The sequence below is a fragment of the Rhodococcus globerulus NBRC 14531 genome (genome assembly GCF_001894805.1).
Taxonomy (GTDB): domain Bacteria; phylum Actinomycetota; class Actinomycetes; order Mycobacteriales; family Mycobacteriaceae; genus Rhodococcus_F; species Rhodococcus_F globerula.
In genome coordinates this window covers 15,867-30,887 of the sequence record NZ_BCWX01000007.1, presented here as the reverse complement: position 1 = coordinate 30,887, position 15,021 = coordinate 15,867, and the positions used below count along the sequence as shown (strand labels likewise).

General features: G+C 61.7%; 13 protein-coding genes. 4 read left to right on the top strand and 9 right to left on the bottom strand.

The genetic code is table 11. The features are described from left to right. Positions 1-193 precede the first annotated feature (193 nt). The 7 genes from RG2_RS26800 to RG2_RS26770 all read right to left on the bottom strand — a co-directional run bounded on the left by RG2_RS26800 (position 194) and on the right by RG2_RS26770 (position 8,811). The gene (locus RG2_RS26800) at positions 194-1,768 is read right to left on the bottom strand and encodes an ABC transporter substrate-binding protein (RefSeq protein ID WP_033236999.1); all 1,575 of its coding nucleotides are present in this window, start codon (positions 1,766-1,768) and stop codon (positions 194-196) included. Positions 1,769-1,807: 39 nt separating this feature from the next. Next, positions 1,808-2,827 (bottom strand): ABC transporter ATP-binding protein, encoded by a 1,020-nt coding sequence (locus tag RG2_RS26795; protein ID WP_033236998.1) that lies wholly within the window; start codon positions 2,825-2,827, stop codon positions 1,808-1,810. An 8-nt stretch (positions 2,828-2,835) separates the two neighbouring features. Beyond that, complete coding sequence (locus RG2_RS26790) at positions 2,836-3,834, bottom strand: ABC transporter ATP-binding protein (protein WP_033236997.1); 999 nt, start codon at positions 3,832-3,834, stop codon at positions 2,836-2,838. Between the two features lie 52 nt (positions 3,835-3,886). After that, positions 3,887-5,455 carry an ABC transporter substrate-binding protein gene (locus RG2_RS26785; protein WP_033236996.1) on the bottom strand — a complete coding sequence of 523 codons (1,569 nt, stop codon included), beginning with the start codon at positions 5,453-5,455 and terminating at the stop codon, positions 3,887-3,889. Positions 5,456-5,545: 90 nt separating this feature from the next. Then, positions 5,546-6,448, bottom strand: coding sequence for an ABC transporter permease (locus RG2_RS26780; protein WP_033236995.1), 903 nt, complete (start codon positions 6,446-6,448; stop codon positions 5,546-5,548). Beyond that, positions 6,445-7,398, bottom strand: coding sequence for an ABC transporter permease (locus RG2_RS26775; RefSeq protein WP_033236994.1), 954 nt, complete (start codon positions 7,396-7,398; stop codon positions 6,445-6,447). The genes RG2_RS26780 and RG2_RS26775 overlap by 4 nt, the downstream gene beginning before the upstream one ends. A 366-nt stretch (positions 7,399-7,764) precedes the next feature. Further along, positions 7,765-8,811, bottom strand: coding sequence for a ferredoxin--NADP reductase (locus RG2_RS26770; RefSeq protein ID WP_033236993.1), 1,047 nt, complete (start codon positions 8,809-8,811; stop codon positions 7,765-7,767). 139 nt (positions 8,812-8,950) lie between these two features. Here RG2_RS26770 and RG2_RS26765 point away from each other — a divergent pair, with 139 nt between their 5' ends. The 4 genes from RG2_RS26765 to RG2_RS26750 are packed head-to-tail and all read left to right on the top strand — an operon-like array spanning position 8,951 to position 13,087. After that, positions 8,951-10,357: a class I adenylate-forming enzyme family protein gene (locus tag RG2_RS26765; RefSeq protein ID WP_033236992.1), complete on the top strand. Its 1,407-nt coding sequence runs from the start codon at positions 8,951-8,953 to the stop codon at positions 10,355-10,357. After that, on the top strand, positions 10,338-11,243 hold the full coding sequence (locus RG2_RS26760) for an acyl-CoA dehydrogenase family protein (protein ID WP_033236991.1): 906 nt from the start codon (positions 10,338-10,340) through the stop codon (positions 11,241-11,243). The genes RG2_RS26765 and RG2_RS26760 overlap by 20 nt, the downstream gene beginning before the upstream one ends. Next, a complete protein-coding gene (locus RG2_RS26755) occupies positions 11,230-12,318 on the top strand; it encodes an acyl-CoA dehydrogenase family protein (RefSeq protein ID WP_033236990.1) in 1,089 nt (362 codons plus the stop codon). Before RG2_RS26760 ends, RG2_RS26755 begins: the two co-directional genes overlap by 14 nt. 1 nt (position 12,319) lies before the next feature. Continuing rightward, positions 12,320-13,087, top strand: a complete 768-nt coding sequence (locus tag RG2_RS26750) for an enoyl-CoA hydratase/isomerase family protein (RefSeq protein WP_033236989.1) — start codon at positions 12,320-12,322, stop codon at positions 13,085-13,087. 60 nt (positions 13,088-13,147) lie between these two features. Here the strand turns inward: RG2_RS26750 and RG2_RS26745 are convergent, their stop codons facing one another. Then, the gene (locus tag RG2_RS26745) at positions 13,148-14,041 is read right to left on the bottom strand and encodes a TIGR03619 family F420-dependent LLM class oxidoreductase (RefSeq protein WP_033236988.1); all 894 of its coding nucleotides are present in this window, start codon (positions 14,039-14,041) and stop codon (positions 13,148-13,150) included. Between the two features lie 194 nt (positions 14,042-14,235). Next, entirely contained in the window at positions 14,236-14,997 is a 762-nt protein-coding gene (locus RG2_RS26740) for an SDR family NAD(P)-dependent oxidoreductase (protein ID WP_033236987.1), read from the bottom strand. Between the last annotated feature and the right edge of the window lie 24 nt (positions 14,998-15,021).

Below are 15,021 nucleotides of genomic sequence, written 5' to 3'. Positions count from 1 at the left end.
GCCTGATCGGCAAGGGGTGCTTGTTATTACAAGTCAGCGCCAGGCGGTACGTCCAATAGACATTTCGTATCGAGACAATCATTGGAATGTATCGACGCCGCGTGTCCTGTGACTTCGGCCTTGCCGGACGACGAAGATGGTCCCGCGAGTTCGCAACTCGCGGGACCATAGTTGTGTCTTCAGTTGTGGAAGATCAGTTGGTCATCCAGAACTCCTCGGGCAGTGGTGATCCGAAGCCGTACATCACAACGCCATGTGCATTCTTTGCAGTGATGACCGACGGTGCAGACTTTGCGTACCAAATACCCGGATTGAGTGCTACCAGACGCTTCTGCACGGTTTCGTACGCCGCGCGGCGTTCCTCGATCGTCTTCCCGACACGGCCGGCGTCCAGGGCGCCGGTGAGTTGCTGGTCGCTGATTCCGGTGATGTTTCCCTGCGAGGAGGAATGAAATGCGGTCCACAGCGCGGCATCGGGATCCTGGAACAATGCCGATGCAATGATCATGTCGAAATCGTGAGTGGCATTGCGGGAATTTCCGGTCGCGGCATCCACAACTTCGATATCCATGGACACATTCTTGAAGGCGCTCAGTTGCGCCTGCACAGTTTCGGCGGTTGCCTTGTTCTCCGGCAGTGCATAGGTGGTGAAGGTGAAGGACAGGGGTTTGCCCTCGGCGGCCAACTCGTCGAAGAGTTTCTGCGCCGTTTCCTTGTTGGGGGTCGTCAGTGGAATGTCAGAGAAGAACGGGGACGTTTCCGGGAAGAGTGTTTGCGGGACAACGCCTTTGCCGTCGTTGATCACGGTGTTGACTGCTTCGAGATCCACAGCCATGGAGACTGCCCGACGGGCGCGTTCGTCGTCGAACGGTGCGCGCCGCACGTTCATGCCCATGTAGAGTCCGCCGCCGAACGATACTGTGTCGGTGGACAAACCGGCGTCCTGCGCCTGAGCCAGGCTCGCCCAGTTCGTTTCCATGGCAAAGTCTGCGCCGCCCGCGATCATCGTGTTGAGGCGTTGCGTGGCGTCAGCGACCGTTCGGAGGGTCAGCCCGTCGAGGTACGGCTTCGGTGCATCCCAGTACCGCGGGTTCTTCTTCAACTCCATGACGTCCTGGCGTGTCCACCTCGTCAGCGTGAACGGTCCGGCACCGACGGGGTTTTCGTCGAAGGCGGCTTGCCCCTTCTGCAATGCAGTTGGTGAGGCGATCCAGTTCATGGCACCGGTCACCAGCGCCTGTGGGAAGACCGGACTGGGCGCTGCCATCACGACGTTCAGAGTCGTGGCGTCCACCACCTCGGTGGACGCCACCTGCGACGCCTGCCTGATCGAATCGGATGGATTCGCAGGATCACGCAGACGATCCCAGTTGAACTTCACGGCAGCCGCATCCAACGGTGTTTCGTCGGAAAATGTCAGCCCGGGGCGAAGTTTCAGTGTGAACGTCGATCCACCGTCGACTGTGGAGAAGTCTGTCGCCATGGTGAACTTCATGTCGAGCGTCGAGGGATCCTCGATCATCAACGTCCCGTACAGCGCGTTTCCGAGAAGGCTTTGCCGCGTCCACGAATTACCCAGTCCAGCCGGGTCGAGAGTGCGAGGTTCGCCGATGACAATGGCGCGCGCCACCCCACCCGCTACCGGGTCACCGGCATCGGCGCTGGTTCCGGTGGTTTCTGCGGGGCTGGTGCCGCACGCACTGACAAAAACTGCCACGGAACACACCGCGGCCAGAGTCGCGGCTAGTGCGCGCCTCGTTCGGATCATGGTCGACCTTTCAGAAGTAATGCAGCTGGCAAGTCGAGTTCACCCGGCGACGCTGTCCACCAGAAGGTTCTTGCTCGCCGGAGCCAGGGGGAAGTGACACGCTGCGAACTGGCCGGGACGAACCTCTCTCATCTCAGGTTCCTCCGTAACGCAACGTTCTTCGACTTGGGGGCACCGGGTGCGGAATCGGCATCCGCTCGGCGGTGAAAGCGGCGACGGCACATCCCCTTCCAGCGCTGGCCCGGCAAAGCCCTTCTCCGGATCGGTCAGCGGTACGGAATCGAGTAGTGCGCGGGTGTAAGGGTGTGCGGGGTCGTCATAGACCTCGACGGAGTCGCCGAATTCGCAGACTTTGCCCAAGTACATGACCATGACGTTGTCGCTGACCGTTCGCACCACACCGAGGTCGTGGGCGATGAAGACAACGGTGAGGTCGAACTCGCTCTTGAGTACCTCGATGAGGTTCAGGATCTGTGCCTGCACGGAGACGTCGAGTGCGGAGACGGGTTCGTCGCAGATCAACAGTCGTGGGCTCAGTGCGAGTGCGCGCGCGATCGCTACACGCTGTGCCTGGCCGCCGGAAAGTTGGCGCGGCAACATCTCTGCGAACCGCGTACCGGACAGGCCGACCTGTTCGAGTACCGATGCCGAGGTGGTGACTTTTTCTGCGGTGGGGGCGCCGGCGACTGCCATGCCCTCGACGACGATGTCCTTGACGGAACGCCGCGGGTTCAGCGACGCTACCGGATCTTGGAAGATCATCTGCATGTCGCGGCGCAGTTTACGCATCTGCGATTCGTCGGCGTTTTCGATCCAGTCCTCGCCGAAGCGGATTCGGCCTGCGGTGACTCGGTCCAGACGCAGAACTGCGCGTCCGGTGGTGGACTTTCCGCAACCGGATTCGCCGACGATGCCGAGGGTTTCGCCGGGCAGGACGTCGAAACTGATCTTGGATACGGCCTGAACGGTTCCGGAACTTGTGTGGTATTCCACGACAAGATCTTGAACACTCAGGAGAGCGTCGTCGCCCCGTAGATGGGCGCTACCACTACCAGCCATGAGATTCTTTACCTTCCGGACATTGCCGACGCCGGAACGGCGACCGGGTTGAGGCACGCCACGTCATGGTCTGCGCCAACTGATTCCAACTGCAGGCCGGGAGTGGAACACTCTGCGACGGCCTGACCGCAGCGTGGCTCGAAGCGGCAACCCTCGGGTGGGGATGTGGGGTCGGGGAGCGATCCGTCGATCAAACGCAACGGTGAGTGGCGTTCGTGGTCGATGGTGGGCGTTGCTCCCAGGAGGGCGTGGGTGTAGCGGTGGCGTGGCTCGTCGAATACTTCTCGGGTGGAGCCGATTTCGGCGATCTTTCCGGCATACATGACGGAGACGCGGTCGGTTCGGCCGGCGACGACAGCCAGGTCGTGGCTGATCAGCAGCATCGAGGTGCCACGTTCGCGTTGGATGCGTCGCAGCAGGTCCAGGATCTGGCGCTGAATCGTCACGTCCAATGCCGTGGTGGGCTCGTCGGCGATCAACAGATCCGGCTCGCACGCGAGTGCGATCGCGATCATGACGCGTTGGCGCATGCCGCCGGACATTTCGTGGGGGTAGTTGCTCAGACGTCGTTCGGGGTCGGGCACCCCGACCTCCTTGAGGAGGTCGAGGGCCCGACTGTGAGCTTCGGAACGGCTGACTCCGAGATGGCGGCGCATCCCTTCGGTCATCTGTCGTTCCACTTTGACTACAGGGTTGAGTGATCTGCCCGGATCTTGGAAGACCATGGCGATCTGGTTGCCCCAGATCTCGAGCTTTTCCTTCTTCGTCAGCGACAGTAGATCGCGTCCTTGGAAGGTGACTTCCCCTGATCGGCCCGAACGCGGTGGCATCAGGCCCATGATGGCCCGTGCCATGACGGACTTGCCGGAGCCGGATTCACCGACGATTCCCAGTGCTTGACTTCGGTCCAAGGTCAAGGAGACCCCGTCCACGGCACGCACGATTCCGCGTGGTGTGCCGATGTGGGCACGTAGGTTCCTCACTTCGAGGAGTGGCTGAGAGTTCATGGTGATCCGGCCCTTTGATCTGTAGTCGGCTACTGCGTCGAATTGCTTTCGGCTACTTCGCGATCCACATAGCGTCGGTGAGCGGCGAGCCCGAGCCGTACATGGTGACGCCCTGTACGTCCTTGCCCGTCACGGTCGACGGTGCTGCGCGGATGTACCAGAGTCCGACGGTGAGGTCGGCGAGGCGCTCCTGCACGGTCGTGTACGCGGCCTTGCGCTCGTCCTGCGACTGCGAGGTACGGCCGACATCGAGTGCGTCGCTCAGTTCCTGATCGTCGACACCGATGATGTTGCCAGGGGACTTGTTGTGGAAGGTCGACCACATGGAATCCGGATCCTGGATGATCGCGGAGGAGATCACCATGTCGAAGTCCTTGGTGCCCATCTTGGCGGTAGCGGCGGCGTAGTCGACCACGTCGACCTTGGCCTCGACGTTCTTGTAGGCGCTCAACTGTGCCTGCAGTGCCTCACCGGCGGTCTTGCTCTCTGCCGTCGGGTACGACGTGAAGGTGAACGAGACAGGCTTGCCTTCAGCGGCGAGCTCGTCGAAGAGCTTCTGCGCTTCGGCCTTGTTGTACTCGCCCAACTTGATGTCCGCGTAGAACGGGGAGGATTCCTGGAACAGGGTCTCCGGGACCTCGCCCTTGCCGCTGTAGACGACGGTGTTCATGGCGTCGAGGTCAACTGCGAGTGACACTGCACGACGGGCACGCTCGTCGTTGAAGGGGGCGCGTCGGAAGTTCATGGACAAGTACTGGCCGCCGCCCATCGGAACGATTTCGGTCGGGAAGCCCGCGGTCTCGGCGGTATCCAACGTCTGCCAGTTCGATTCGTTGATCAGATCAGCGCCACCGGTCGAGAGTGTGTTGTAACGCTGATTGGTGTCAGCGGCCACACGGATGGTGAGGGTATCCAGGTACGGGCGCGGTGCGTCGTAATACGTGGGGTTCTTTGCCAATTCGATGGAGTCCTGTCGCGCCCACTTGGTGAGCGTGAACGGTCCGGCACCGATGGGGTTCTCGTCGAATCCGGCCTGACCCTTCTGCAGTGCGGCCGGTGAGGCGATCCAGTTCATCGAGCTGGCGATGAGGGTCTGCGAGTAGTGCGGGGTAGGCGTAACCATCGTGACCGCGAGGTTGGCCGGATCGACGACGCTCAAATTTGCGATCTGTGCGACGTAGCGAGCAGACGTCGAACCGAGAGCCGGGTCCTTGAGGCGCTCCCAGTTGAACTTGACCGCCTCGGCGTCGAGAGGTGTTCCGTCCGAGAACTTCAGGTTCGGGCGAAGTTTCAGGTTGAACGTGGCACCACCGTCGGCGGTCGAGAAGTCCTCGGCCATGGTGTACGTGACATCGAGGGTCTTGGTGTCGTTGATCATCAACGTGCCGTACAGCGAGTTGCCGAGGATGCCCTGGTGTGCCCAGGTGTTGGACAGCGTGGCCGGGTCGAGGGACCGCGGCTCGCCCGCCATGATCGCGCGGCCGGCACCGCCGGATACGGGATCGCCTGCAGCCGTGGTGCCCTCGTTGCTGCTGCCGGAATCGGAGCCGCAGGCGGTCAGCACGAATGCTGCGGTACACACCATCGCGACCGCTGTCAGTAAGCGTCTTTTTCGGATCATGGAAAGCCCTCTCAGGTGGAACGTGGAAATGAGTACGTCGTGTCGAGCGGGAAAACGGTCTTGGTCGTTCAGTCGTGCAGTCCTCGAGGTTCAGTCGTGCAGAGTGCGGTCGAACTTGTTGCGGAGGAAGTCACCTGCCTGATTGAGGGCGAACACCGTGAAGAAGATCGCCAACGAAGGAACGAAGACCAAGTATGGGTAGTCGGCAATGTAGTTCTTGCCGTCGCCGATCATTCCGCCCCAACTGGGCTGTGGCGGTGGGATTCCCAGGCCGAGGAAGCTCAGTGAGCCTTCGGCGACGATCAGGGCGGCCATGATGATCGGCAGGAACGCAGCCAGGGGAGCGAGGACGTTCGGCAGGATTTCCTTGAACAGGATTCGCCAGTGGCCGGCGCCCATGTTCCGTGCGGCCCGGACGAATTCCCTCGAGCTCCACGCCATTGTGTTGGCTCTGGCCAGACGGATGAATCCGGGGATGACGACCAAGGTCAGTCCGAGCAGCATGGTCGGAATGGAGGGTGTCAGGACGGACGCCAGCGCCAGCAGCAGGATCAACGGCGGGAATGCGAGCATCGCGTCGGCAAGGAGGGTGACGCCGGAATCGAGACGCCTACCGAAGTAGCCGCCGATCAGGCCGATGAAGGAGCCCACCACAAATCCGATCAATCCGGCTACAGTGCCGACAAGGAGCGAGACACGGGCGCCGTAGATGATGCGGGAGAGCATCGATCGCCCGAGGGTGTCCGTCCCCAGCAGCAGATCGAGGGATTCGAACGACGGTGAAAGGCGCGGTGCGCCAACCGGAACGGAGTAGGAAGCAATGGGCAGGACATTTGCCAGCGCCGCTGCGAGAAGCACAGTGACGAGCCAACCGAAGGAGAGGTACACCAGAATGGATCGTGACTTCTTCGCCGGTGGCACCAGAGGTGCCGGCGGGTCCGACGGTTGCTCGTCCTGCGAGCCGGTCCGGTCTTCGACTACTGATCGCGTCATGCTCCGACAACCTTCCTGACCCGTGGGTCGATCAATCCGTAGCTGAGGTCGACCAGGGTGTTGATACCCACGTACACAATCGCGATGAAGACCACGATTCCCTGGACCATGATCACGTCGCGCGACGTGATGGACGAGGAGATGAGCTGTCCCAAACCGGGTAGACCGAAGAGTGTTTCGACGATGACGGTGCCACCGATGAGTCGACCGAGACTGATGCCGGCAACGGTGATCAGGGAGAACGACGACGGTCGGAGCGCGTGCCGGAACATCACGTACCACCCGGGCATTCCCTTCGCCCGAGCCGCTGCCACGTAGTCCTCGCGCAGGGTTCCGATCAGGTCGGTGCGCAGCAGACGGTGGAATGCGGCGATCTCGGTCAACGCGATTGCGATCGCGGGCAGCAGTGCGCTCTGGAGGTTTGCACCGAGGCCTTCGCTCATACGCGACCAGCCTGTCACCGGGAAGAGCTGGAATTTGATCGCGAAGTAGTAGATCAGGACCGGGCCGGCGATGAACGCGGGAACCGAGAGGCACACAGCCGAAACGACATTGATGCCGCGGTCGAGCTTGCTTCCTGGGCGCGACGCGGAGGCGACGGCCATCAGGACGGCAACAACCAGAGCAATGATCAGGCCCATAGCGGCCAACTGCAGAGTGACAGGGAGGCGCTCGACGATCGCCTCGCTGACTGACTGTCCGGTGAGCGGTGAGGTTCCGAAGTCTCCGCGGAATGCGTCACCGAGCCAATTGAAGTACTGAGTCCAGACGGGAACGTCGAGTCCCATCTTTGCTTCCATCGCCGCAACGGCCTCGGGGGTAGCGTTTTCACCCAGGATCACCTCGGCGGCAGACCCGGGCGCCAGGCTCAACAGCAGAACAGCTGCTGCCGCTACCAACAAGACGACCACCAAGCTGCGGCCTACACGCCTCGTAATTGTGAGAATCATCCAACTCGACTTTCATCATGCAAGCACGGCCAAAGTTCCTTGTATGCAGAGATTTTGGACTGTTACGAAGCTTGCGTGTGATTATGCGCACTCTTGGCGCACCTGGATTTGTTGTAATATATTCAATGATCGCTGCGAATAGCAAGAGAAACCTGGATCGAACTCCCGTTGGTGCATTTCGACGTTCGCTGATTTCCAGTTAATGATCTTGTAATTCAACAGGATTGAGGGTCTTCAAAGTAGCGCCCTCAGCGTGTCTGCCGAAATTGGGCGCGGCGATGTTGCTCATGTCGGCGAGCTGATGGCCCCGAGCGAATGCGTCAATTCTGTTGTTTTACAACGACTTTTGGCCTGGAATCTCCTGTCTCACTCGTACTTCACCGTGATCGACTCGGAGTCGGGTATTGCCTGGCAGGTCAGAACGTAGCCGTCCGACACCTCCTCGTCGGTCAGTGCGTCATTGATTCTCATCACGGCGCTTCCCGAGGTGACGTGTGCCATGCAGGTTGCGCAGTTTCCGGCTTCGCAGGAGAACGGCGGCGTAAGTCCAGCGCGCCGAGCACTTTCCAGCAGAGTCTCGTTGGGGTGTCGTGGTACCGAGGTCTTCTTTCGCCCGAGAACGATGGTCACTGTTCCGGTGACTTCGGTGGAAGTTGGTTCGGTAGCGGCAGATTCACCGGTGCTCACCGGTTCGGCCACAATCGGTTCGGCCACAATCGGTTCGGCCGCACTGCCGAATCGTTCGCTGAAGACGCGGCCCGGTCCGGGTAGGGCCGATTCGATCAGGTCCATGAAGGGTTCGGGGCCGCACAGGTAACTGTCGGCTCCCACGTGCTTGCCGACAAAGTCGAGTACTGCGGCCTTGTCGAGGAATCCGTTCTTGTCGTCGAGGTGGCGTGTGACGGTGAGTCGACCGGGGTAGCGGTCGACGAGTTCCGAGAGAACGCGCTCGAAGATCATCGAGTCGTGATCACGATCGGCGCACAGAAGGTGAACCTCGCGATCGGTGGTGGCGAGAGTGGTCTTGGCGAGCGACAGGATCGGGGTGATGCCGCTGCCGCCGCTGAACCCGAGCAACGGCGCCTCGGATTCGCGAAGGCGAAACGTGCCGGCCGGCCTGGTGACGACCACCTCGTCGCCTTCGGAGACATTGTCGTGTAGCCAGTTCGAGACCTTGCCTCCGGCAACACGTTTGACGGTGGTCATCAATTCGTTGTCGGTGTCCGGTGAGCTCGACATCGAGTACGAGCGGAACAGTTCGGTGCCGTCGACCTCGACGCGGAACGTGCAGAACTGCCCGGCGCTGTAGGTGAACGGACCGTCTGCCGGAGCGAGAACAAATGTGCGCGCGTCGGAGCTCTCTTTGACGATCCGGGTGACGGTCGCTCGTTGGAACAACGGTGGTCTCGCCATGGCTACCTCCTGCTGATATTGAGATTCTATAAGTTTGAGAATACTATTCTCTCAAACGAGATAGGATCTTCTCAATGAAGCATTTGTACACGCGAGACGGGGGATGCGCTAGCCCCCATCCCCCAGTGAGGAGCCAAGGATGAGCGGGCAGAGCGTCCTTGTGTTCGACGAACAGAAATACAGCCGAGACGAGCTGGAGGCGCTAGCCGACGCGCTTGCATCGCGGCTGGTTCGGGATGGTGTCACTGCTGGTCAACGCGTTGCTCTCATGTCGTCGAATCGTCCGGAGTTTGTCGTCGCGGTACTTGCGATCTGGCGCGCGGGCGCCGCTGTCGTGCTGATCAGTCCGGCGTGGAAGAGCGTCGAGGTTGCGCACGCACTGGCGACAACGAGCCCCGTGTATGCAATCGGAGACAATCCTGTGCTAGCGGAACTGATGCCGATGCTGAGCCTTGACGAGTCGGTCACGTGCAGCGCCGATACCGAAACGTTCGGCGAGCCCGATCCCGCGTCGGATGCCGTTCTCGTCTTCAGTTCGGGAACAACCGGCTTACCCAAGGCAGTCCGGCACACTCATGCGTCGTTTGCCGTTGCCGTCGAGCAGTGGCGAGACGTGCTGGAGCTGACGGAACGCGATCGCATGCAGATCGTGACTCCGCCTTCGCACATACTCGGGCTGCTCAACATCGTGACGGCACTCGAGTCCGGTGCATGGCTGCGGCTTCACCGCCGATTCGATCTCGATACGATGCTGCACCACATCGAGGTAGACCGGATTACCGTCGAAATGGCCGTGGCGCCCATCGCTCTGGCAATCGCCTCGCATCCGAAACTCGAATCGTACGATCTCTCGTCGCTGCGCTACATCATGTGGGGCGCAACGCCGGTGACACCCAGCGTTGCCGAGGAAGTCACGCGGCGAACAGGTGTCGGGTGGATGCCGGCGTACGGTGCCAGCGAGCTGCCCGTCATCGCGTGCAACCCCGTCGAGGGTGCACAACTCGACGGCGTGGGGCGTGCGGCACCGGGCGTGAGCCTTCGAATCGTGTCCACCGAAACCGGCGAGGTGCTCGGCACCGGCGAGACCGGAGAAATCCAGGCACTGTCGGCTTCGGTCATGGCTGGGTATCTTCCCGACGAGGAAACCGCCGGTGCGTTCGCCGGCGGTTGGTACCGCACCGGTGACGTCGGACATCTCGACGACGGCGGTTGGCTGCGAATCACCGACCGCCTCAAGGAAATGATCAAGGTACGCGGCTTCCAGGTAGCCCCGGCCGAGATCGAAGCAGTCCTCCACGGACACCCCGGCGTCGCGGATTGCGCGGTGTTCGGAATCCCCGACCCGAAAGACGGCGAAGCGATCGTCGCGGCTGTCGCGACAAGCGGCTCGATCGGGGAAGTGGAACTCATGGAACTCGTAGCCGGCCGGATGGCCGGCTACAAACGCCTGAGGCGAGTGGTGTTCGTGCCCGAAATTCCTCGCCTGCCCTCCGGCAAGGTGTTGCGCCGAGAACTCAAGGAGCGCTATGGACGTACGTCTGACTAATGAACAGCGGCAGCTGCGTGACGCTGCCGCAAAACTGGCCGACGATTTGGGACCGGGTTCGGTCCTCGATTTGGAGGACGGCTCTCGCATCGCTCGTCTGGAGAAGGCGGTGGCCACAACCGGCTGGCGTTCACTCCGCTCGGACGGAGCGTCTGGCGTCGAAGTTGCTATCGTCGCAGAGGAATTCGGCCGCGGACTGGTCGACGTTCCATTTCTCGGACCGGTGCTTGCCGACGATCTACGTCGTCATGTCGCCGATGATCAGCTCACGTGGGCAATAGCTGTCGGTGACGAGGCGGTCGACGCGACCGGTCTCGACCACGCTCTCGTCTTGCGTGAGAACAAGGCATTTGCCGGCCGCGTCGGACCGGTAGCTGCAGGCGCCGATCTGACCAGAGGTTTTGCCGAGTTGCTCGATCCGACGGATTCCCTCGGGGAGATATCGACGGACGACGTGACGCGGTGGGAGGCACTTGCGCTCGTCGCTACCTGTGCCGATCTGGTCGGCACGGCGCGGGGTGCTCACCATGTTGCGACCGAGTACGCCAAGGTCCGTGAGCAGTACGGCACGGCGATCGGGTCGTACCAGGCTGTTGCACATCTGCTAGCCGAAGGCCTCGCGCTGATCGAAGGATCGGTGAGTGTGCTCCGGTACGCGGCGTGGGCCGTGGACGAGCTGCCGCCGACCGAGGCGATCGCAGCGGCGCGGATCGCAAAGATCTACTGCGCGCGGGCAACTCGAACCGTGTGTGAAACCGCAGTGCAGGTGCACGGCGGAATCGGCAACACGTGGGAGTGCCTCGTGCATGTGTACCTGCGGCGGGCATTGACGTCCACCGAACTGTTTCCCGTAAGGCTGGAGGAGATCGACCTTGGACTTTCGTGATTCGCCGGAAGAAGCCACTTTCCGAGACCGACTGCGGTCATGGGCAGCTGAGCGGGCAAAGACATTCCCGAGCTCGGGAGACGAGTACTGGGCACGGCAGGGCGAGTGGCATCAGGCGCTCTACAGCGGCGGATTCTTCGGCGCATCGTGGCCCAAAGAATATGGCGGACAGGAACTGCCGCCCGTCTACGACGTCATCGTCGACGAGGAACTGGCCATAGCGGGTGCTCCGCCTCGGCCCAGCCTCGGATACCTGGTACACGGACTCGGCAGGCACGGCAGTGAGGATCTTCGGAGTCGTTTCCTTCCCGGAATGATCAACGGCACCGAACGCTGGTGCCAGGGATTCAGTGAGCCAGGTGCCGGTTCGGACCTTGCCTCGCTCACGACCACTGCCGTCCGTGAGGGCGACGAGTACGTCATACACGGCCACAAGATCTGGACAAGCTACAGCGATGTCGCCGACTGGTGCCTGCTCTTGGCGCGGACGGAACCCGATGCAAAGCGTCACCGCGGACTGACCGCATTCATCGTCTCGATGGACCAGTCCGGTATCGAGCAGCGTCCGCTCAAGATGATGAACGGTGTCACCAAGGAGTTCGGCCAGGTGCTCTTCGACGGTGCTCGTGTGCCGGTCGATCAGATGGTCGGTGCTCCCGGTGAAGGCTGGGCGTTGGCCATGACGGTTGTCGGGCACGAACGTGAACCCTCCACGCTGGGCTATGCGGCGCGCTACGGCAAACTGGTCCGCCAGCTCGCAGCCAGGAGCGACGGACCGCCGTCGACGGAATTAGCTTGGGCTGCAGTGGAAACGGAGATGTTGCGGCTACACGTGCGTCGCCGGTTGTCCGAGCAGTTGGACGGACTCTCCCACGGTTCTGAGGGCTCGCTCGACAAGCTCCTGATGACCTGGGTGGATCAGGCCGTCGGGCACGCAGCGTTGACGGAGGCGGGTAGCCGCGACACCGAGATGCTCGGTTCGTACCTGTACAGCCGCGCCCAGAGCGTCATGGGTGGGACATCACAAATTCAGAAGAACATCATTGCCTCGCGCATTCTCGGATTGGGAGTTTGACATGTACGACATGCCCGAAGAGATCGACGTCCGCGCAGAAGGCTCGTTGCGGATCATCACTCTCAATCGACCGGACGCGCTCAACGCCGTCAACGACAGTCTGCATACCGGCTTGGCGGAGTTGTGGCCACGGCTCAGCGCGGATCGTGACGCCCGTGCCGCAGTACTCACCGGCAACGGTAAGGCTTTCTCGGCGGGTGGCGATTTTGCCTACCTCGCAGAGTTGGCCGAAGACTCCGAAATGCGGGCTCGCACAATCGCGCACGGTCGTGATCTGGTGCTCGGAATGGCTCGGTGCCGTGTCCCCGTGATCGCGGCTGTCAACGGCCCGGCCGTCGGCCTGGGATGCAGCCTCGTTGCACTGAGCGACATCGTCTACATCGCAGAATCCGCCTACCTGGCCGACCCGCACGTACAGGTCGGACTGGTTGCCGCCGACGGTGGACCGCTGACGTGGCCGCTGCAGATCAGTCTGCTGCTGGCAAAGGAATACGCATTGACCGGGACGCGCATCGGAGCGGAGAAGGCCTGCACGCTCGGCCTGGCCAACCATGTGTCGCTCGATCCACTTGCCGACGCCATCGAATGCGCGAAAAAGATTGCCTCGCAGCCGCGTCAGGCCGTCGAGAGCACCAAGCGACTGCTGAACATGCACCTCGAGCGGGCGATTCTCGCGACACTCGACTTTGCGACGACGGCCGAAGAGCTGACATTCCAGAGCGAGGATTTCCGGGACAACATCGCGAAGCTCACCGCCGTCAAGAGCTGAATCGGAGAAAGTGGAAGAGGCTGGGCACCAGGGGATCTGTGCCCAGCCTTTTCTTTCACGTCACAGGCACTTGGAGACGATCTCTTCGGCGAACTTCTCGATCGGCGCTCGGTACTGCTCCGCGCTTCCCTTCAGGTGCGAGTGGTCTCCGCTGTGCTGGAGGTCCCAGTTGGCCCACGGTGAGCACATGACGCCGGTGATCCCGATGTCTTCTGCCCGCTTGTACAGGTCAGGTGTCCGCTCGTCGAACAATCCGAGAATGATCTCGAAAGGCTCGTTTTCGCGTCCGTATTCGCGGCGGTAGCCCTTGATTCGGTCGATCCACACTGTGGCTTCTTCGAGCGTGTACGCGGTCCCGACCCAGCCGTCGCAGTAACGTGCTGCGCGTTTGAGGGCGGCAGCGGATTCGCCGCCGCAGAGGATCGGGACATGGGCAGGCGGGTGCGGTTCGATCATCATTTCCGGGATGTCGTAGTACTCGCCTTTCCACGACACCCAGCCGCCCTTCCAGAGGGCCCGCAGTGCCTGGATCATTTCGTTGAGTCGTGGTCCACGGTTGTCGAAGTCCTGGCCGAGTAGTTCGAATTCCTCACGCATCCAGCCGGCTGAGAGTCCGATGGACACGCGTCCGTTGGACAGTGCACCCGCGGTGCCCACCTGTTTGGCGACCTCGAGGATGGGGCGCGCGGGAGCGATGTAGACGTTGTTGCCGAAATGCAGGTTCTCCGTCACCGCGGCCATTGCGCCGATGAGAACCCAGGCATCGGGCCACTCGGTGTCGGGTTGCCAGTACGGCACGCCGCTTTCCGTTGCCGGATAACGTGTTTTGAGTTCACGCGGGAAGATGAGGTGGTCCGATACGAGGACGCCGTGGTAGCCGTTTTCGTCGAGCATCTTTGCGACGGAGGGCATCTCGGCGGTGTTCATGAAGGCTGTGCCGGTCCAGAATTTCATGCTTCTGCCCTACGCTGGCCGCTGGTTGTCGAATGTATGGAAGTCATGCGGACACAGTATGGGACTGGCATTCAAGTTGTCGGATAACCAGAATCTTTGATTGTTATTGCAGAACAAAGGTTTTCATAGTGTTTCGCGAACGGTCGGGGGCGTCGCACTGGCGTCGACGCCCCCTGGCGTCGCGGTCCGGCAATTTACTTCGGGGGGAACCGCAGTGCGCCGTCGAGGCGGATGACCTCGCCGTTGAGGTAGTCGTTCTCCACGATCGAGGAGACCAGCGTGGCGTACTCCGGCGAGCGGCCCATGCGCTGGGGATGCGGAACCTGCGGTCCCCAGTACGCCTCGAGCTGATCGCCGGCCTTTCCGTATGCGGGCGTCAGGAAAGTGCCGGGAGCGATCGTCACGACGCGGATGCCGAGCGGCGAGAGGTCGCGTGCGGCAACAAGAGTCATGCCGACAACGCCGCCCTTGGCTGCGGAGTATGGCAGCTGGCCGATCTGGCCTTCGTACGCGGCGATGGACGCCGTGTTGATGATGACGCCGCGCCCACTCTCGAGAGCCTCCTGACGACCCATCGCTGCTGCCGACAGGCGCATCACGTTGAACACCGAGATCAAGTACGAATTGATCGTGGTCGTGAACGCCTCGAGGCTCATGGCGCTGCCGTCCTTGCCGACCAGGCGGCCGCCACCGGCGGGGCCGCCGTGGCAGTCGACCGAGATGCGCAGCGGACCCAGTGATTCGGCTTCGGCGATTGCGGCAAGAACGCTGTCTTCGTCGCCGGCATCGGTGCGGACGTATCGAACGCCGAGTTCGCGTTCGAGTTCCTTGCCCTTGTCGTCGGCAACGTCGGCCACGACGACCTTGGCTCCCTCCGAGTGGAGACGGCGAACCGTAGCCTCGCCGAGCCCTCCGGTGCCACCGACGACGATGGCGGAACAACCGTTGATCTGCATTTTGATTTCCCTTCTTGCAAGTAT

Excerpts from the sequence above, each read along its gene's own strand:
- RG2_RS26800 (WP_033236999.1), bottom strand. The coding sequence starts at position 1,768 with ATGATCCGAACGAGGCGCGCACTAGCCGCGACTCTGGCCGCGGTGTGT.
- RG2_RS26795 (WP_033236998.1), bottom strand. The coding sequence starts at position 2,827 with ATGGCTGGTAGTGGTAGCGCCCATCTACGGGGCGACGACGCTCTCCTG.
- RG2_RS26790 (WP_033236997.1), bottom strand. The coding sequence starts at position 3,834 with ATGAACTCTCAGCCACTCCTCGAAGTGAGGAACCTACGTGCCCACATC.
- RG2_RS26785 (WP_033236996.1), bottom strand. The coding sequence starts at position 5,455 with ATGATCCGAAAAAGACGCTTACTGACAGCGGTCGCGATGGTGTGTACC.
- RG2_RS26780 (WP_033236995.1), bottom strand. The coding sequence starts at position 6,448 with ATGACGCGATCAGTAGTCGAAGACCGGACCGGCTCGCAGGACGAGCAA.
- RG2_RS26775 (WP_033236994.1), bottom strand. The coding sequence starts at position 7,398 with ATGATTCTCACAATTACGAGGCGTGTAGGCCGCAGCTTGGTGGTCGTC.
- RG2_RS26770 (WP_033236993.1), bottom strand. The coding sequence starts at position 8,811 with ATGGCGAGACCACCGTTGTTCCAACGAGCGACCGTCACCCGGATCGTC.
- RG2_RS26765 (WP_033236992.1), top strand. The coding sequence starts at position 8,951 with ATGAGCGGGCAGAGCGTCCTTGTGTTCGACGAACAGAAATACAGCCGA.
- RG2_RS26760 (WP_033236991.1), top strand. The coding sequence starts at position 10,338 with ATGGACGTACGTCTGACTAATGAACAGCGGCAGCTGCGTGACGCTGCC.
- RG2_RS26750 (WP_033236989.1), top strand. The coding sequence starts at position 12,320 with ATGTACGACATGCCCGAAGAGATCGACGTCCGCGCAGAAGGCTCGTTG.
- RG2_RS26745 (WP_033236988.1), bottom strand. The coding sequence starts at position 14,041 with ATGAAATTCTGGACCGGCACAGCCTTCATGAACACCGCCGAGATGCCC.
- RG2_RS26740 (WP_033236987.1), bottom strand. The coding sequence starts at position 14,997 with ATGCAGATCAACGGTTGTTCCGCCATCGTCGTCGGTGGCACCGGAGGG.